Source organism: Paenibacillus harenae (assembly GCF_030812415.1).
In the GTDB taxonomy this organism is placed as follows: Bacteria; Bacillota; Bacilli; order Paenibacillales; family Paenibacillaceae; genus Pristimantibacillus; species Pristimantibacillus harenae_A.
Map to the genome: position 1 here is coordinate 361142 of NZ_JAUSST010000003.1, position 19205 is coordinate 380346.

A 19205-nucleotide genomic window follows, 5' to 3' on the forward strand; every position below is an offset into this window, starting at 1 on the left:
ACAAGATTCCGCTAGTTTGCGAAAAGGAGGGAATGAGGTGAAATTCGCCTTTTCCAGAATGACCGTCGCTTGGCTGATTATCATCGCTATGCTGCTCTCGATATTGGTTTTTCCCCCTATATCTCAGTCCGATGCGGCCGGTACGGGGGCCGCGACAAGTACGGATGCCGATGCAAAGAGCGGCCGGAACTCCTTGACGAACGCATCAGTGAACAGCTACGACCATTATTTGCAGCAATACAAGGATGAAGAGCGGCCTGATGAGGAGATCGTGATTCGAGGAGCGGACTTTTCGGACGCTCGCGAAATGACCCCCGAAATCGTAGGCGAGCTGGGCGGAATAACAGGCGACTTCGTCAAGACGGGAGAGAGCGGCTCGATCGAGTGGGAGCTCGAAGTGCCGACATCCGGCTTATACCATATCGCTATGAACTATTTTCCGATCGAAGGCAAAAGCTCCAATATTGAAAGAGAGCTGCTGATCGACGGCGAGCTGCCGTTCGCAAGCGCCAGAAACCTGACTTTCCATCGCGTATGGAAAAACGAGAGCGATCAAATCGCGCAAGATAACAGGGGCAACGAGCTGAGGCCGCGCCAAGTCGAATCGCCAAAGTGGCAGCAGTCGCTGTTCAGGGATACGGAAGGCTATTACGAAGAACCGTATGTCTTTTATTTCACGGCAGGCAAGCACAAGTTGACGCTGGTATCCTCGCGAGAGCCGATGGCCATCGACTACATTAAATTGTTTCGCTACGATTCGCCTTCCGCTTACGAAGAAGTGAAGGCCGGTTACGAGTCTATGGGTTATAAGGAGACTAGCGGACAGTTGATCAAGGTTCAGGGCGAGAACGCATCTTACAAATCTTCGCCGACGCTGTACCCGATTAACGACCGCTCAAGTCCATCAACGGAGCCCTACGATGTATCGAAGATCAGAATGAATACGGTCGGCGGCAATAACTGGCGGGTACCTGGCCAGTGGATTGCATGGGAAGTCGAGGCGCCGGAGGACGGTTTATACCGGATTGCCTTAAAGAACAGACAAGAATTGCTGCGAGGCATTTATTCCACGCGCTCGCTCTGGATCGACGGGGAAATTCCGTTTAAGGAAATGGCGCAAATTCCGTTTTATTACGACTCGGATTGGCAGATGAACGTACTCGGCAACGAGGAAGAACCTTACCTCTTCTATCTGACAAAAGGAAAGCACGAGCTGAAGCTTGAGGTCAGCCTCGGGTCAATCGCGCCGCTCATTCGTCAAGTAGAAGCAAGCGTGCTCGATATTAACGCTATGTATCGAAAAATCTTGATGATTACCGGTAACGTGCCAGATCCGTATCGGGATTATCAATTAGATAAACAAATTCCCGACATGGCCCACGTATTCAAGGAGCAGAGCGACATCCTGTACGCCGTATCGGAAGAGCTGGTGCGCTTGACGGGCGAGAAAAGCGACAAAACCGCCGTCTTGAACAAAACGGCTTATCAGCTGGCCGATTTGGCCAAGAAGCCGGAAACGGTTCAGAAGCGGTTAGGTCAATTCAAAATCAATGTCGGCAGCGTCGGCGCTTGGATCCTGCAGGTCAGAGAGCAGCCGCTCGAGATTGATTACCTGCTCCTTGCTTCGCCTGATGCGAAGCTGCCTAAGGCGAATTCTTCCTTCGGCAAAAAGATGGTTCACGAGGTATCGTCCTTCTTCCATTCGTTCTTCGAGAATTACAATACAATCGGCAACACAACGGAAGACGGGAAGTCCATAACCGTATGGATCGGGACGGGACGCGATCAGGCGCAAGTGCTGAAAGCGATGATCGACGATACGTTCACTCCGCTTACAGGCATCGGCGTCAATCTGAAGCTGGTCAATCAGGATGTGCTGCTTCGCGCTTCGCTCGCCGGAGAAGGTCCCGATGTAGCGATGCAGGTCGGAAATGACGTGCCGATGAACTTCGGCATGCGTAATGCAGCGGAGGATTTGTCGAAATTCCCGGACTATGAGACGGTCGTGAAGCAGTTCAGAGACAGTGCGGTCGTTCCGTACAAGTCCGAAGGCCAAGTATTCGCTCTGCCTGAACAGCAAATTTTCAATATGCTCTTCTACCGGAAGGATATATTGGAGGAGCTGAACATAGAGCCGCCGCAGACGTGGGACGATGTGTATGCGATGATCCCGGTGCTGCAAAAAAATCATATGGATTTCGCGCTTCCGATTGCCCAATCGACGGGCGTTCCCGTGCTGGAGGCGAACCGTGCGTTCGCCATGCTGCTGTACCAAATGGACGGAGCCTTCTACTTGAACGATGGGGCGAGGAGCGGTCTGGCCACGGATGTTGGACTCAGCGCATTCAAGAAGTGGACCGACTTCTATACGAGCTACAAACTTCCGCTTATCTTCGACTTTCCAATGCGGTTCCGAACGGGCGAAATGCCGGTCGGCATTCAAGACTATACATTCTACAACTACTTGACCGTATCCGCTCCGGAAATCAAAGGCTTATGGGAATTCATACCGGTTCCAGGCATGAAGCAGGCGGACGGCACGATTCGCCGGGACGTCGCCAGCGGAGGAACAGCCGCCATTATGCTGAAGCAGGCCACGGACAAGGATGCGGCATGGGAGTTCATGAAATGGTGGGTAAGCAAGGACTCGCAGGTAAGGTTCGGCAGAGAGATGGAAGGGCTGATGGGCGCCGCGGCGCGTTATCCGACGGCCAATATGGAAGCGCTCAAGGAGCTGCCATGGCCGGCGCGGGATTATCGCAATCTCGAAGAACAATGGCAATGGGTGCAAGGCGTGCCGGAGGTGCCTGGCGGTTATTTCACGGGAAGGCATCTCGACAACGCGCTGCGCGAAGTCATCAATAACGGCACGAACACGGCCGATGCATTGTACGACTATGTGCAGGAAATCGACTATGAGATCGCGGAGAAACGAGCCGAGTTCAAGTTGGACGGGAAGGACTAGGAGGGACTCTTTTTGCAAAAAACAAAAATCGCAACCGAGACGATGATGCAGTCGAAGGGAAGCTCTGCCGGCTTGCAAGGGAAATGGGAACTGTTCGCGAAGGACGTGAAGCGGGATAAGCATTTGTACGTCCTGCTGGCTCCATATGTTGTGTTGTTTCTGATGTTCACCGTGCTTCCGGTCGCCATATCGATTTTCTTCAGCTTTACGAATTTCAATATGCTGGAGGCTCCGCGCTGGGTCGGCTGGGAGAACTATTCCAAGCTGCTGTGGAACGATGACGTGTTCCTGATCGGGCTCAAAAATACGATGATCTTCGCCGTAATTACCGGACCGGTCAGCTATATTGCCTGCTTCGTCTTTGCCTGGCTCATTAATGAGCTTAATTCAAAGGTGAGAGCAATCATGACGCTCGTCTTCTTCGCTCCGTCGATATCGGGCAACGTTTTCTTTATATGGCAAATTATTTTTTCCGGCGATTCGTACGGCATCATGAACGGATTGCTGATGAAGATCGGGATTATCTACGAGCCGATCCTTTGGCTGCAGAATCCGAAATACATGCTCACGATCATTATCGTCGTCCAATTGTGGCTTAGTCTGGGCACCAGCTTCCTGGCTTTCATTGCCGGCTTGCAGACGGTTGACCGTACGCTGTACGAGGCGGGAGCGGTGGACGGCGTAAGAAACCGATGGCAGGAGCTTTGGTTTATTACTCTTCCTTCGATGAGGCCTCAGCTCATGTTCGGCGCCGTCATCCAGATCACATCCTCCCTTGCGGTTGCGGACGTCGCAATGGCATTGGCGGGCTTTCCGAGCGTGCAATACGGTGCTCATACGGTCGTTACCCACTTGGTGGATTACGGCACGATTCGGTTCGAGATGGGTTATGCGTCAGCCATTGCAACCGTTCTGTTCGTTCTGATGCTTGGCTCGAATCTGGCCGTTCAAAAGTTGCTGAAGAGGGTGGGGGAATAGGCGAGATGAAGCTGGCTATAAGTCTCAAGAAAAAAGTGAACCGCTCCTGGCAGGTGGATGTCATGCTGTTCCTGCTGCTTGCCGTATTCGGCGCCTTTATGGCGGTTCCGTTGATTTACGTCATCAACAATGCGCTCAAGCCGCTGGATGAGCTGTTCGTATTCCCGCCTACGCTGTTCGTTAGGAATGCGACGCTCGATAACTTTACGGATTTGTTTCAAGTCATGAAGAGCTCATGGGTTCCGTTCTCCAGATATATTTTCAATACGTTCTTTATTACGGCGGCAGGCACCGCGGGCCATATTCTGCTCGCTTCGGCGGCGGCATACCCGCTGGCCAAACACAAATTCCGGGGCCACAAAATATTGTTCACGGTCATTGTTCTTTCGCTCATGTTCTCGCCGCATGTGACGGCCATTCCGAACTATATGATCATGTCCGTCCTCGGATGGATCGATTCGTATCAGGCCATCATCATTCCGGCATTCGCTTACCCGCTCGGCCTGTATTTAATGAAGCAATTCATGGAGCAAATACCGGACGCGCTGCTGGAAGCCGCGAAGATTGACGGCGCCAGCGAATACCGTATTTTTTGGCAGGTCGTCATGCCGCTCGTTAAGCCTGCTTGGTTGACGCTGCTTATCCTCATGATGCAAATGCTGTGGGGAACGGATGGAGGCAGCTTTATCTACAGCGAGCAGCTCAAGACGATGCATTACGCCATGGGACAGATCATTCAGGGCGGTATCGCCCGCGCAGGGGTGGGAGCCGCGGTTGCGGTTATTATGATGACGGTGCCGATCGTAACGTTTGTATTGTCTCAGAGCAATGTAATTCAAACGATGGCAACGTCCGGCATGAAGGACTAAAGCGATGGAGGCGTATAGGTTTGATAATAAAGCGATCGATTCTGATCCTGGCGGCTGTGATGATAGTTGCTTTCCTAAGTCCGAAGTCGGCTCACGCATCGCCGTATGAGGGATATGTCTATTCGTACTGGGGAGACGCCGTTAAATCGCCGATTGCTTATCTTCCTTCCAGGACGATAACGGGACAGGAAATGGGCATTGGACCTTTGACGACGCCGACCGATATGTTCGCGGCTCCTGACGGCAATCTGTATATTTTGGATTCCGGCAACGGGCGAATTGTGGTGCTTAACAGCGAGTGGAAGGCGATTCGCCAATATCAAGGCTTCGACAACAACGGCAAGCAGGATACCTTCAACAAACCGGAGGGCATCTTCGTTACCGGGGCGGGTCATATTTACGTGGCAGATACCGAGAACAGGCGTGTCGTAGTACTCGACGGCAGCGGAGCGCTCATCAGAGAAATCGGAGCTCCGAAGTCCGAGGTGCTTAGCGACAAGTTTGAATACATCCCGCGCAAGGTCATCGTCGATAAAGCCGGCCGTATCTATGTTGTCGCGAGAGGCGTCTTCGACGGCATTATCGAATTCGACAGCGAAGGGGACTTTACCGGTTTTATAGGCACGAACCCCGTGCAATTCGATCCGGTGGATTTATTCTGGAAGACGGTATCGACCAAAGAACAGCGGGAAAAGATGATCCGGTTCGTCCCTATTGAATTCAATAATGTGGACGTGGATGCAGACGGATTTATCTTTACGACGACGGCCGACAAACAAACCTCGATTCCCGTGAAAAGGCTGAATCCGTCCGGCATCGACGTGCTGCGCATGAACGGGGATTGGGGGCCGATCGGCGACTTGACTCGAAATCCATCGGCTTTCATCGACATCGATGTCAGCGGCAACGGGGTGTATCGGACGCTTGATTCGACTCGGGGACGAATCTTCACGTATAACGAAGACGGAAATCTATTATACGTAGTCGGCCAAGTCGGCAATCAACGAGGCACATTCAAAAACCCGATTGCGATTGAAAGCTTTGGGAATCGGATCTTTGCTCTGGATCGCGATCTGGGCATGATTACCGAGTTTACTGCGACCAAATTCGGAAGCTTGGTCAACGAAGCGAACGGTTTATACAGCATAGGAAAACACGATGATGCGGCAAAAATATGGGAACAGGTGCTTAGACTTGATGCGAATTACGAAATGGCCTATGTCGGTATCGGCAAGTCGATGCTGCGTAAAGGCGAATATAAGCAAGCGATGACTTATCTGAAGTTAGGCAGCGACAGAGAATATTATTCCAAAGCGTTAACGAAGTACCGCAGGGAATATATGCGCGAGAACTTCGGAACCTACATGACGATTCTAATCGCTTTCATAGCGGTCGTAGTGGCCATGCGCCGAGGCCTGAGGTCAAGAAGAGGGGGCATGAAACAAAATGCAGTTTCTCAAGGACATTAAATACACGCTGCATGTCGCTTTTCACCCCTTTGACGGGTTCTGGGATCTGAAGTACGAGAACAAAGGGAAGCTTAGGGTCGCGCTTGCCATCCTGCTCGGCGTGACGGTCATGATGATATTGAAACGCCAGTATTCCGGTTATGTCGTCAACTTTAATTATCCGCTTGATCTTAACAGCATTAACGAGTTGAAATACATTGTGTTCCCGTTTCTGCTCTGGTGCGTCGCGAACTGGTCGTTAACGACGCTAATGGACGGGGAAGGGAAATTCAAAGAAATCGTCATCGCCACGGGTTATGCGATGCTCCCTTTGATTTTGCTCTATCTGCCCAATTTATTGCTCAGCAATGTCATTACGCTGCGCGAGGCTTCATTCTATTATTTATTGGAATCCGTGGCTGCGCTATGGTTTGTTTGGTTGATGTTTATCGGAACGATGACGGTTCATCAGTATACGGTGATGAAGACGATCGTGACCATGCTGTTAACCATCGTGGTCATGGGCGTCATCATCTTCTTGGGACTGCTGTTCTTCAGTCTCATTCAACAAATTGTCGGTTTTGTTTACACGATCTATCAGGAACTTTCATTGCGAGCATAAGGAGAAAGGGGGGCCAAGCGGTGAAACGGAGGCTTGCGAGCATCATGTCGGCAGTCATTATCGGCTGCTTGCTTATATCCCAAGGCACCAATTTCGCAGAACCTGCATCCGAAGAGGTGTCCGATTCAGAGGCAGAGGCAACTGCCGTATCCGAGTCCGCGCCTGGCGACAAGCCCGAGGCTGCGAGCGCAGATCCGAGCAAGACGGCGAGTATAGCCGAAGGTATGGAGCAGGCGGCCGAAAATGAATTTTTGATCTTGTACGTCAACAGCGCAACGACGGAGATCGCGGTTCAGGATAAGCGCAGCGGGGCGATCTGGTATTCCAATCCGCAAGATCGCGCGGACGATTCCGTAGCGACCGGCTATAACAAAGAGAAGCTGAACGTACAGGTCGAGATCTCTTATTTGGACAATGCGGGCAATTCGTTGAAGTATGACAATTATACGCACAGCGTTCAGAACGGCCAATTTGTCATCGAGAAGGTAAAGGGCGGCTTGAACATCTTTTACACGCTAGGGGAAGTGAAAAGCGATATCGACGCAATTCCTAAGTATATTAGCGAGGAAAGATTTCAATCGCTCATCCTGGATAAAATCGAGGATGACGGAGACAAACGGGAAGTCGAGAAGCGGTTCAAGCATAACGCGGAAGAGAAGCGTTACGAAAGAAGGGACTCCTCCTTGAAGGGTGTTGGTCTCAAGAAGGTAACGGATGTTTTCGCCAAGATCGGATACGACGAGGAACAGATAGCGATCGATAATGCTGCTTCCGGCGAGGCGGCTGCAGGCGAACTTTCTGTGAAGCTCCCTCTCCAATATCGGCTTGACGGAGATGGGCTGAAGGTGACGGTGGACGCAGAGGGGGCCGAGTATCCCGATTCGATGAAGATTGAGAGACTATCGCTGCTGCCGTTCTTTGGCGCGAGCGGTGTTAGGGATGAAGGCTACACGCTCGTACCGGACGGCTCGGGTTCGCTCATCCACTTCAATAATGAAAAAACGTATGCAGCCCCATACCGAGTGGATTTATACGGGACCGATGCGGCTATTTACCAGCCAATCAAAATTCAAAATGATGAAGCTGCGCGATTGCCTGTATTCGGGATGAAATACGAGGACCGGGCATTCGTAGGCATTATTGAAGAAGGCGATGCGGTCGCCGCGGTCGAGGCTGACGTTAGCGGCAGGCTGAACGTTTACAATACGGTATCCCCGAGCTTTACGCTCCGCCATTTGGCGGAGGTTACGCTGACGAACGGGTGGCGCTCCAGTACGGTGAAGAAGTTTCAAGCAGAGCCTTTCGGGGGCGACATTACCGTTCGCTACGGATTTCTCGGCGCCGAAGACGCCAGCTACTCCGGCATGGCCGCGCATTACCGCGATTACTTAATCAAGCAAGCGGGTCTGACCAGGCTGACAGACGAAGAGGGCGTACCGTTCTATGCCGAGTTTATCGGCGGCATACCGAAAAAGAAGTTTTTCCTGGGCATTCCTTATAACTCCTATGAGCCGCTAACGACCTTCAATGAGGCCGAATCCGTATTGGGCGAAATGCTGGACATGGGAATCGGCAATATCAAGCTGCGTTATACAGGTTGGTTCAACGGCGGCATCAACCATGACCTCCCGAAATCCATTACGGTCGACAAGAAGCTTGGCGGCAGCAAAGGATTGAAGGGGCTGAAGGCTTATACCGACGAGAACCGCATTTCGCTGTTCCCCGACGCAACCTTCCTTGAAGCAACCCGGAACGCGGACGATTTCAAAAAGTCCAAACAGGCTTCCCGGTTTATTACGGGCAAGCTGGCGAAAGTATATCCGTATTACGCGGCCGACTTCGGCGAGAACGACTATCTGGATCCCGGCTATGCGATCAGTCCGAAGGTGCTGCCGAATATGGTAGACGGATTCATAGACGATTACGAGAAGCTTGGGCTCGCCGGATTGTCGCTGCGCGATATGGGGAACAAGTTGAATTCCGATTATAACCGTTCCAACGTCATCGATCGCGAAGAAGCGAAGGGCATCGTCAATGAACAGTTGAAGCGGATAAGCGGCTCCGCCATGGAAATATTGGTGGAAGGCGGAAACGCCTATGCGGCTGCCTATGCGCGGCATATCGTGGATGCGCCGATGACAAGCAGCGAATTTATCATTACCGACGAAACCGTTCCATTCTTCCAGTTGGTGTTTCACGGTTACGTTCATTATGCCGGAAAGGCCTGGAACATGGCGGACGAACAGGATTCGACGCATAACTTCCTGAAGGCGCTCGAAACGGGCTCCGCTTTGAACTATACGTGGTTTAATGCCGATTCGTCGGCGATTAAGATGACGGAATTCGCCGACTTGTATTCCGCCGATTACCGGCTATGGATAGACGACGCGGCGCAAAGGTATCGCGAACTGAACGATGTTCTCCATGATGTGCAGTCCCAAACGATTGTCGATCATCGGATGCTGGCAAAGGGCGTCTATCAAACGACGTTCGAGCAAGGCAAAACCATTATCGTCAATTATAACGATACGGAATCGAACGTGGACGGAATTACAGTGGGCGCGAAGGATTACCTAGTTGGAGGTGAAACGGGACAATGAAGCTTAAGAAGCTATCGCTGGAACAGAAAAACAGATATTACGGATTATACTTTATCCTCCCTTGGTTTGTAGGCTTCTTGTTCCTGTTCATGATTCCGCTGCTGTCCTCGCTCCGGTACAGCTTAAGCAATCTGCAGGTTACGGATGAGGGCTTCAGCCTGGATTTTATCGGCTTTGCCAACTACCGCGAGGCTCTGCTGTCGCATGAATCGTATGTCCGGATCTTGACGGAATCCGTCATCAATATTGGCGTTAATACACCGCTTATCATTATTTTCAGCTTGTTTTTTGCCGTTCTTCTTAATCAGAAGTTTAGAGGACGGGTGTTGGCGCGGGCCATCTTCTTCCTCCCGGTTATTCTGGCATCGGGTATTATCGCCAGCATCGAGAACGGGGATTTGATGCAGTCCGTCGTGAAAAGCGCGAACGACACGACAGGCGGCGATTTATCGGTTATCGATAATCTGCAGCTCACGGTCATGCTCGTCCAATCCGGAATCGATATCAGGTTTGTCGAATACCTGACCGGCGCCGTCAGCCGAATCTATGAGATCGTCAGTCAATCCGGCGTGCAAATATTAATATTCCTGGCCGGGCTCCAGTCGATTTCTCCCTCCTTGTACGAGGCCGCCAAGATCGAAGGCTCGACCGGCTACGAGGCGTTCTGGAAAATCACGTTTCCTATGATCAGCCCATTAATATTAACCAATCTGGTCTATACGATCATCGACAGCTTTATCAGCGATGAAACGAGCCGTTTAGTCGTGGATACGGCTTTCAAAAGCTTCAATTTCGGCCTCAGTGCCGCGATGGCCTGGATGTATTTTGCCGTCATCGCGCTTGTGCTGTGGATTACGACGTCGATTGTATCGCGCAAAGTCTTTTACCAAGATTAACTGTTTAGCGAATGCTTACGAAGTGTGTTTGCTCGCAAACACTTAAAGCGAATGCTTACGAAGTGTGTTTGCTCCGCAAACACTTAAAGCGAATGCTTACGAAGCGTGTTTGCTCCGCAAACACTTAAGGAGGAGTGTCATGAAGTCGGAAACCGCAGTGCATGGGCGGCAGGCGAGAGAAGAGCGGCTGCAACGGATGGCATCCGCTGCCTATTGGGTGGAATTCGCAAAAAAATGGTTATGGGTTGTCATTCGATTCGTGCTCATATTCGGCATAGCGTTCGTCATTGTTTATCCGATTCTGCTCAAGCTGTCGATTGCATTCAAGAGCATGGACGATTTGTACGATTCTACGGTCATTTGGGTGCCCAAGGCGTTCACGCTCGACAACTTCAAGCTTGTGTTCACGGCGATGAACTATCCGAAGGTCCTGACGAATACGTTGCTGCTCTCCTCTGGAGTTATGGTCCTGCAGACGATAACCTGCGTACTGGCCGGATATGGTTTCGCCAGAGTGAAGTTCAGGGGTAGCGGCTTATTGTTCGGGGCAGTTATTTTTACGATTCTAGTGCCATCGCATACGATTATGATTCCGCTTTACTTGCATTTCAAAAATTTCGATCTATTCGGATTGATCGAGCTGATTAAGGGCAAACCGGCCAATCTGATCAACACCTACTGGCCGTTTATTATTTCTTCGGTACTCGGTATGGGCGTAAAAACGGGCTTGTACGTTTATATTTTCCGCCAATTTTTCAGAGGAATCCCGAGGGAGATCGAAGAAGCCGCTTATGTAGACGGCGCCGGCTATTTCTCGACCTTCAGCAGGGTTATTCTGCCCAATGCAATCCCTTCGATGGTGACGGTGATGCTGTTCTCTTTCGTATGGCAATGGAATGATTCTTTCTTTACGAACATGTATTTGAATGAACCGAAGGTTATGTCGGCGATGATGTCATCCTCCGGTTATGCCATCGCGACTTTCCTTGGCGGAGGCGAGCAGGCGGCAACGGCATCTTACGTACAGGATCCGTTCTTCATGTCCATGATGATGAACACAAGCGTCTTGATGGCCATTCTACCGCTCATCATTTTATATGTGTTCGTGCAAAGGCACTTCGTGGAGAGCGTCGAGCGCTCGGGATTAGTAGGTTAGGAGAGGCGGATGAATAAAAAATTGATAGTCATTACATTGGTTGCCTTTACCTCGGTTCTCGGTTTGTATTTCGGATTGACGACGGGAGGTTCGGGCAAATCTGACAGCACCGATAGCTCTAGCGATGTGAAAGAGACGGAGGCGCCCGTGGTGCAGCCGGCACCTACGCCGGACGCGAGCGTAATCCTCGACGGCTCGGTCCGTTATCAAACGATCGATAACTTCGGCGCTTCCGATGCGTGGTCCATGGATCCGCTGGGCAAGCATTGGAGTGAAGAAAATAAAAATCAGGTGGCAGACCTGCTCTTCTCGAGGGAGAAAGGGATCGGGCTGTCGGCATGGCGTTTCAATATCGGCGCAGGCTCGAACGAGACGGACGGGAGCATTATTCCCGATCCGTGGCGGCGGGCGGAAGCGTTCAAGACGTCCGAGAGCGGCGACTACGATTGGAGCAAGCAGGCGGGCCAGCAATGGTTTCTGCAGGCGGCCAAGGATCGCGGCGTCAATACGTTGATCGCCTTCGCGAACAGTCCTCCGGTCTGGATGACGAAGAACGGACACGCCCAGCCGGACCCGGGCGTCGGCTCCACCAATCTGCAAGAGGGCTATGAGGATGAATTCGCGGCGTACTTAATCGATGTGTTGGAGCACTTCAAGCAGGAAGGATTGGCATTTGATTATATAAGTCCCATTAACGAGCCGACCTGGGATTGGAACCGCGCGCAGCAGGAAGGGAACCGTTATAACAACGACGACCTGAAGCGCGTCATTCTCGAATTGCATCGGCAGTTGAAGGAAAGCGGCAACGATGCGCAGATCAGCGCGCCGGACGGCGTGGAGATTACGTCGCTGCTGGACGACGAGTATTACCAGATGTTCGCGGGCGGCGGGCAGTACGGCAGCGGGGCCAATAACCTCGGAACGGGCAAATACCGGGAATACATCAAGGACCTGCTCGGCGACCCCGAGCTGAAGGAAGCGATCGGCAACAAAATCGCTTCGCATTCCTATTGGTCCGATTACAGCAAGCCGGGTGACGACCGCCTGAGCAAGCTGCGAGAATTGCTGGATGCCAATCTGAAAAAATACGATGCAGCGGCGAAATATTGGGTTACGGAATATTGCATTCTAGGTGATTATGGTCCTGGCCGCGACCTCGGAATGGATCCCGCCATGCATGTCGCCAGAACGATTCATTTCGATCTGACGGAGGCGAATGCGGCCGCATGGCAGTGGTGGACGGCGGTGTCCAAGGTCGATTACAAGGACGGTCTGATCTATACCGATTTCAAGGAAGCGGGCGACGAGCAAAATATTTTGACCTCCAAAATTTTGTGGGCACTCGGCAATTACAGCAAGTTCATTCGTCCCGGCGCGGAGCGCGTGGCGCTTACGGGGCTGAACGAAGAAGCTGCGAGCGAGCTGCTGGGCTCGGCATACGTGCATGAAGGCGAAGGTACGGTCACGGCGGTATTCGTCAACGACAGCGAAGAGGAAAAGCGCATTCAGCTTTCGTTGAAAGGGTTGGATGCGAGCGCGTCCATTGCCGCATTGGAATCGTACATCACGTCGGAAGGACGCGATCTTGCCCGTGGAGAGGACGTTCGGCTTTCGGGCGATCACACTTTCGAAGCGGTTATTCCGGCGAAGTCCGTCGTCACCTTGACGGGAGTAGGAGCAGACATGAATGGAAATGGCAATGGCGGCGAAGAAGCGGTTCAACAAAATGTAGAGACTTCTCCAGAAGCTGAGGAGTATGCCGGTTACCTCTTCTCCTACTTTACGGGCGAAGGGACGCCGGACGGCGAGCAAGTGTACTTCGCGCTTAGCGAAGGGAACGATCCGCTGCACTGGAAAGAGCTGAATGGCGGGAAGCCGGTGCTAACGTCCACGTTGGGCGAGAAGGGGGTAAGGGATCCCTTTCTCATTCGTTCCCCCGAGGGCGATAAGTTCTATATGATAGCCACCGATCTGAAAATTAACGGAGACTGGAACTGGGACCGTGCTCAACGACAAGGAAGCCGATCCATCATCGTATGGGAATCGAACGATCTTCTGAGTTGGTCCGAGCCGAGAAGGGTCGAGGTTTCGCCGGAAGAGGCGGGCAACACGTGGGCTCCCGAAGCGTTTTACGACGAAACGACGGACGAATACGTTGTGTTCTGGGCCTCCAAGCTGTTCGCGGATGAAAGCCATGCCGGCGATGCCCATCAGAAAATCATGTATAGCAAAACCCGCGATTTCCGTACGTTCTCGGAACCGCAGGTATACATGGATTTCGGGTATTCGATTATTGATACGACGATGATTGCCCATAAAGGCAATATCTATCGATTTACGAAAGACGAAAGAGACAATCAGTCTGCATCCCCTTATGGCAAAACGGTATTCCAAGAAGTGCTGGGCTCGGTATTCGATTCCGGCAATCGCATCATTAGAGAGGGCGTCGGCGGCTTGAAAGGCGTCGAAGGCCCAACCGTGTTCAAATCCAATACGGAACAGAAATGGTATCTGTTCGTCGACGAATTCGGCTCCAGAGGATATGTGCCGCTCGAAACGACGGATCTGGATTCGGGCGTATGGACGCTTTCTCCCGACTACGATCTGCCGAGCAGTCCCCGTCACGGAACGGTCATCCCGATAACGAAATCCGAGTACGATGCCATTTACGCCCAATACTTGAGTCAACGTTGATAGATACGCTATGAAGCCGCATATATTGCGGCTTTTTTTATTCAAAGTGAAGCAAACCGGAGCGGTTACCTCATGTATAGTAAGTATAACTTCTATAATATAGTGATCTTTTTTTCACTACTTACATATGAAGTCAAACAACTCTAGAATAGAGGTGGAAGCGTTAGAAGCCCATTCATTGTTTGCTACACTATTCTTAAGGAGTTGAGTAGAGATGCAATATCGTCAATTAGGAAACAGCGGATTGAAGGTTAGCGAAATCAGTCTTGGAAGTTGGTTGACATACGGAGGATACGTAGAACGCGAAAATGCGATGAAATCGATACAAACAGCCTACGGGCTGGGCATTAACTTTTTCGATACGGCGAATGTGTACGAAAGGGGCGAAGCGGAGAAGCTGATGGGCGAGGCGCTCCGTGCCTTTCCGCGTGAATCCTATGTGCTGGCGACCAAGGTGTTCGGCCAGATGGGCGACGGTCCCAATGACCGCGGCTTGTCCCGCAAACATATTGTGGAGCAATGTCATGCCAGCTTGAAGCGGCTAGGAGCGGATTACGTGGATCTGTATTACTGTCACCGCCATGATCCGAGTACGCCGATGCAAGAGACGCTGCGGGCGCTCGACGATCTGGTGCGTCAAGGCAAGGTGCTGTACGTAGGCGTCAGCGAATGGACTGCCGCCCAGATGGTGGAGGCGCATGCCATAGCGGATCGCTATTTGTTAGACCGCATCGTCGTTAATCAGCCGATTTATAATATGTTCAACCGGTATATCGAGAAGGAAGTCATTCCTTACGGAGAGCGCGGCGGTATCGGACAAGTCGTATTCTCGCCGCTAGCGCAAGGCTTGTTGACCGGCAAGTACAGCTCGGCGAACGACGTTCCCGCAGACAGCCGCGCCGCGAAGCTCGATGGCATGCGGAAAAACGTGACCGAGGAGAAAATCAACAAAGTGATCGAGCTGGGCAAAGTGGCATCCGAGCTTGAGCTAACGGTCGGCCAACTGGCGCTTTCATGGATCTTGCGCCAGCCGAATGTGTCGAGCGCGTTGGTCGGCGCCAGCCGCCCCGAGCAGGTAGAGGAGAACGCGAAGGCGTCCGGCATCGTGTTAAGCTCGGATGTTATCGACCGGATCGAACACATTTTAGAATCGTAAGCAGGGTACATACAAGGAGCAGTCCGCCTCGGCGACTGCTCTTTGTTTCATTTAAACTCTTCCACGGCGCAGTTCTCACATTTACTCGTATATGGTACCATGTGGATATAATCTTCACCGAGGGGCTGATGCCTGTTGGCAACAAAGAAACGTATGGGGTATGGGTCATTTTCTATCGTTCTTCTGCTGCTGGGTTTTTCATTAAACTGGCACTTTGATCATGGTTTTATTGTAAGCCACGCTCTCTTTCAAATAATTGGACTTGATACATATTCAAACGGAACGAATGGTTTTCACTATCCCTTTTTAGCTTCAATGCCTTTCTGGCTGGCGGCAGTGCTGGTTTCCAAAAAGTACGCAAATGATTTCGGGGCAGCTGTGAGCAATAGGATTGGCGAGTTAATGCTTGCATTAAGCGTGTTTGTAACAACTGTTTTTCTAATACTCCCTTTTTGAGAGCATTTAAAATTTTGAGATTATATCGGAGCGGAGACCGGTTATGAGCAAATATGTGATAGGGATAGACCTTGGCGGAACGAATGTTAAGTCGGCGATTTTCAATACGGAGTTTCAAACCGTTCACGAAAGAAGCGATCCCACGGAAGCGGCCAAAGGACCTGGTCATGTCTTAAACAGAATGAAAGATATAGTTCAAGAGATGATGGCGTTCGAGGGAATCGATCAAACTTCTATTAAATGCATGGGCATGGGGATTCCCGGTTTACTTAATCCGGATGAAGGAATATCGATATTTTCGCCAAACTTTCCAGATTGGGAAAACATTCATGTTGTGGATCTAATGAACCGTTATTTTGACTTTCCTGTTTTCATCGACAATGATGTGCGGGTAAATATGTATGGGGAATGGCTGTTTGGCGCGGGGACCGGCTACAAAAACCTAGTCCTGATCACATTAGGCACCGGTTTAGGATCGGGCATTATAAATGATGGAAAAGTGCTCTACGGTACAACGGCCAGCGCGGGTGAAATCGGGCATATGAATATGTACCGGGAAGGCCGTCCTTGCCGTTGCGGAAGCTCGGGCTGTCTAGGAAGATACGTCTCTGCTATAGGTATGGTCAGAACGTTAACGGATAAGCTTGAGGATGGTCGGTCAAGTATACTAATGCAATGGGCAGGAAATGATCGGACGGCAATTACGGCCAAAATGATTTCGGAGGCATACGATTTGGGGGATTCGCTTGCCATTGAAGTTATGCATGAAACAGGGGAGCTTCTTGGATTTGGTCTTGCGAATGTCATCAACCTATTGAACCCGGAATTGATTATCGTTGGCGGAGGTATGTCGGCAGCTGGCGATCGTTTACTGCATTCAGTGCGTGATACGGTCCAAAATCATGCTTTAAAACTTTCGTCCCGTGCGTGCAAAATCGAACAAGCGAAATTAGGCGGGAAGGCTGGCATGATCGGCGCGGCTGCATACGCGAACAGTAAAATTCGACCAACTTCGTAACAATCATAGCAGTAGCAGTAGAGGTAGGCATACGCTACCCCTACTGCATTTCAGTATGAATCAGCTACTAACTGATGCGTACCGCCTCAAGAACGTAATCAGAGCCGTCATATTTCGTAACGGAGAATTCGAACGTTACATAGACAGTGCTAAATGCACTCCAACCTTCAGGCAAGAACGAGTACTTAAAGCTTTGACCAAACTCGGTCTTCGTACCTACGTAATCAACCTCAATATTCGATTCCTTCACCAATGACAAAGCAGCGGCGTAGTCAGTGACTGTGGATGCATCGTTTGCTTCGATTGAACCTTCTACCTCTTCGGCAAAGTTATCCTTGTAGTAGCTTCTTCCCAGACTTATAGGAGAGCCAGAGATCGTATCAGCTGTATGAGCATCTACATATGCATCATAGGCAGAAGTATCTCCGGACTCTAATGCTTTAGCATATAGTTTGATTACATTAACGGCTTCCTTTTTCATTTTGGCAGTCGTTTCATCTGTAGATCCCAATTTGAAAATTCCGTCGGTTGCAGGGCTCGTATCGGCATCGGTGTTAGTACCGCCGTTAGTATCACCGTCTTTGTATGGAATTCCCTCACTGCCGGACGGTGACGTCATATTTATCGTCTTGGTAGAACCTTCCCACCTAACGTCAGCTCCGAAAGCTTCGCCCACTGCTTTTAACGGCACGTATGTAGAGCCATCGATAACTACGGCAGACAGCTTGTTTCCTTTACTGTCTTTAGGGGACCAACTCTTTCCGTCCAACAAGAACTTAATGTCGTGGTTCAGAAACGCGGATATTTTTTGAACTCCGCTTGCCGCAAATACCGTAACTCCTCCAAGAGCCATTGTTGCTGCTACCATCGTAGCAATGAGTGCAGATTTCTTCATGCCAAATAGCTTCATTCGCTTTTTCCTCCTAGTATTTTCGTGCTATATTCTGAACGTGATTTACACGTATCAGTCATGAAAAGTTGTTCGCAAGCTCAAATCTAATAGGAATATATGATTGTTGTTCTATGAATACAAAGACCTATTCAGGATAATATAGGAAGAACGAGTTGGCAAGGAAAACAATTTTTCCCTGTCCCGTTGATCAATTTCAATTCTCGTTATCTTCGACTTCTCATCAACGGTTTTTTTCGAGGAATCGGGCAGCAGAAGTCGAATGTTACGAAAATTATATTTTAATTCGATAATATTGAAGTAAATGGCGTTTTCATATAAGATCATTGTAATTAACAATGTATATGGAGGCGTCAAACCAATATGCTGGAATTAAGCTTTCAAGATCCGGATAAACTTGTCCAAGTTACGCATGCCTTATCTACTCGCGCCCGAGTCGATATGCTCCGGCTTCTCAGCACAAGGAATATGAATGTCGTTGAAATTGCGGAGACGCTTAAACTTCCCGTGTCGACCGTTGCCAATAACGTCAAGGTGCTCGAGGCGGCAAAGTTAATCAATACCGAGCTTCTTCCGGCATCGCGAGGAGCCATGAAGGTTTGCAGCCGCAATTATGATGACATTCACATCGCCTTTAACGTGGAGAAGACCATTCCGAAGGGAGCTCTTCTCTCTTACGAGATGGAAATGCCGATTGGTCATTACAGCGATTGCGAGGTCCACCCGACCTGCGGCATTGCTAACGCCGACGGTATGATCGTAAGGGAGGACGAGCCGGCGAGTTTCTACCATCCCAAACATATTGGGGCACAGATCATATGGCTGCGCAAAGGGTATCTGGAATATTTGCTGCCGATGGAAATTCCTGCGGAAGCGCGGATCGATGCTCTGGAGCTGTCGATGGAATTGTGCTCCGAGGCGCCTAATTACGATAACAATTGGCCATCGGATATTACGTTATGGATCAATGGCATCGAGATAGGAACATGGACGAGTCCCGGGGATTTCGGCGATCGGCGCGGCAAGCTGTCGCCCGCTTGGTGGCCGGACGGGTCGACGCAATACGGGCTGCTGAAGACGTGGCGAATCGACAGGAATGGCGCATCGCTCGACATGCAGAAAATTTCCGACATTACGGTTGGCGACTTGAAGCTGATGCAGCGCCCTAATATTAGGCTGAGGCTGGGCGTTAAATCCGATGCCGTTCACCAAGGCGGCATGAATCTATTCGGCAGGCAGTTCGGCGATTACGAGCAGGATATTGTCGTAAAAGTGTATTATGCGGCAGGTTAAGACGAAACGAAAGACCTTTAATTACATGATCCTTGTAATTAAAGGTCTTTTTTCTCTCTTTTTGTTACATAAAATCGGAATGAAACCGTTGACAAAACGATCATCGAGGAATAATAATGGTTTATGGTACAAAATTAATGTAAC

At 50.6% G+C, this 19205-nt stretch carries 14 protein-coding genes; 13 read left to right on the plus strand and 1 reads right to left on the minus strand.

What is annotated here, in order from left to right; genetic code table 11:
• Positions 1–37 precede the first annotated feature (37 nt).
• The 12 genes from J2T14_RS11790 (at position 38) to J2T14_RS11845 (ending at position 16858) form a co-directional block, all read left to right on the plus strand.
• Positions 38–2965: an extracellular solute-binding protein gene (locus J2T14_RS11790; protein WP_307470986.1), complete on the plus strand. Its 2928-nt coding sequence runs from the start codon at positions 38–40 to the stop codon at positions 2963–2965.
• Between the two features lie 42 nt (positions 2966–3007).
• Entirely contained in the window at positions 3008–3943 is a 936-nt protein-coding gene (locus J2T14_RS11795; RefSeq protein WP_307471940.1) for a carbohydrate ABC transporter permease, read from the plus strand.
• A gap of 5 nt (positions 3944–3948) precedes the next feature.
• Positions 3949–4812: a carbohydrate ABC transporter permease gene (locus tag J2T14_RS11800; protein WP_307470988.1), complete on the plus strand. Its 864-nt coding sequence runs from the start codon at positions 3949–3951 to the stop codon at positions 4810–4812.
• A gap of 20 nt (positions 4813–4832) precedes the next feature.
• Entirely contained in the window at positions 4833–6281 is a 1449-nt protein-coding gene (locus J2T14_RS11805) for a gluconolactonase (protein WP_307470990.1), read from the plus strand.
• Entirely contained in the window at positions 6259–6882 is a 624-nt protein-coding gene (locus J2T14_RS11810; protein WP_307202860.1) for a YIP1 family protein, read from the plus strand. Before J2T14_RS11805 ends, J2T14_RS11810 begins: the two co-directional genes overlap by 23 nt.
• Before the next feature lie 20 nt (positions 6883–6902).
• The gene (locus tag J2T14_RS11815; protein WP_307470992.1) at positions 6903–9482 is read left to right on the plus strand and encodes a DUF5696 domain-containing protein; all 2580 of its coding nucleotides are present in this window, start codon (positions 6903–6905) and stop codon (positions 9480–9482) included.
• A complete protein-coding gene (locus J2T14_RS11820; protein WP_307202855.1) occupies positions 9479–10378 on the plus strand; it encodes a carbohydrate ABC transporter permease in 900 nt (299 codons plus the stop codon). The genes J2T14_RS11815 and J2T14_RS11820 overlap by 4 nt, the downstream gene beginning before the upstream one ends.
• A 139-nt stretch (positions 10379–10517) precedes the next feature.
• Positions 10518–11534, plus strand: coding sequence for a carbohydrate ABC transporter permease (locus J2T14_RS11825; RefSeq protein WP_307470994.1), 1017 nt, complete (start codon positions 10518–10520; stop codon positions 11532–11534).
• Between the two features lie 9 nt (positions 11535–11543).
• The gene (locus J2T14_RS11830) at positions 11544–14228 is read left to right on the plus strand and encodes a glycoside hydrolase (RefSeq protein ID WP_307470996.1); all 2685 of its coding nucleotides are present in this window, start codon (positions 11544–11546) and stop codon (positions 14226–14228) included.
• A gap of 214 nt (positions 14229–14442) precedes the next feature.
• On the plus strand, positions 14443–15384 hold the full coding sequence (locus tag J2T14_RS11835) for an aldo/keto reductase family protein (protein WP_307470998.1): 942 nt from the start codon (positions 14443–14445) through the stop codon (positions 15382–15384).
• 135 nt (positions 15385–15519) lie between these two features.
• A complete protein-coding gene (locus J2T14_RS11840; protein ID WP_307471000.1) occupies positions 15520–15840 on the plus strand; it encodes a hypothetical protein in 321 nt (106 codons plus the stop codon).
• A 43-nt stretch (positions 15841–15883) separates the two neighbouring features.
• Positions 15884–16858 carry an ROK family protein gene (locus tag J2T14_RS11845; protein WP_307471002.1) on the plus strand — a complete coding sequence of 325 codons (975 nt, stop codon included), beginning with the start codon at positions 15884–15886 and terminating at the stop codon, positions 16856–16858.
• 67 nt (positions 16859–16925) lie between these two features.
• Here J2T14_RS11845 and J2T14_RS11850 read toward each other — a convergent pair whose 3' ends face one another.
• Positions 16926–17768, minus strand: a complete 843-nt coding sequence (locus J2T14_RS11850) for a stalk domain-containing protein (protein WP_307471004.1) — start codon at positions 17766–17768, stop codon at positions 16926–16928.
• Between the two features lie 363 nt (positions 17769–18131).
• Between J2T14_RS11850 and J2T14_RS11855 the strand changes: the two genes are divergently transcribed.
• Positions 18132–19061 (plus strand): ArsR/SmtB family transcription factor, encoded by a 930-nt coding sequence (locus J2T14_RS11855; protein WP_307471006.1) that lies wholly within the window; start codon positions 18132–18134, stop codon positions 19059–19061.
• Positions 19062–19205: the final 144 nt, after the last annotated feature.

What these genes read in the sequence shown, in the direction of transcription:
- J2T14_RS11795 (WP_307471940.1), top strand. Translation starts at nt 3,008, where the DNA reads ATGATGCAGTCGAAGGGAAGCTCTGCCGGCTTGCAAGGGAAATGGGAA.
- J2T14_RS11800 (WP_307470988.1), top strand. Translation starts at nt 3,949, where the DNA reads ATGAAGCTGGCTATAAGTCTCAAGAAAAAAGTGAACCGCTCCTGGCAG.
- J2T14_RS11810 (WP_307202860.1), top strand. Translation starts at nt 6,259, where the DNA reads ATGCAGTTTCTCAAGGACATTAAATACACGCTGCATGTCGCTTTTCAC.
- J2T14_RS11820 (WP_307202855.1), top strand. Translation starts at nt 9,479, where the DNA reads ATGAAGCTTAAGAAGCTATCGCTGGAACAGAAAAACAGATATTACGGA.
- J2T14_RS11825 (WP_307470994.1), top strand. Translation starts at nt 10,518, where the DNA reads ATGAAGTCGGAAACCGCAGTGCATGGGCGGCAGGCGAGAGAAGAGCGG.
- J2T14_RS11830 (WP_307470996.1), top strand. Translation starts at nt 11,544, where the DNA reads ATGAATAAAAAATTGATAGTCATTACATTGGTTGCCTTTACCTCGGTT.
- J2T14_RS11835 (WP_307470998.1), top strand. Translation starts at nt 14,443, where the DNA reads ATGCAATATCGTCAATTAGGAAACAGCGGATTGAAGGTTAGCGAAATC.
- J2T14_RS11845 (WP_307471002.1), top strand. Translation starts at nt 15,884, where the DNA reads ATGAGCAAATATGTGATAGGGATAGACCTTGGCGGAACGAATGTTAAG.
- J2T14_RS11850 (WP_307471004.1), bottom strand. Translation starts at nt 17,768, where the DNA reads ATGAAGCTATTTGGCATGAAGAAATCTGCACTCATTGCTACGATGGTA.
- J2T14_RS11855 (WP_307471006.1), top strand. Translation starts at nt 18,132, where the DNA reads ATGCTGGAATTAAGCTTTCAAGATCCGGATAAACTTGTCCAAGTTACG.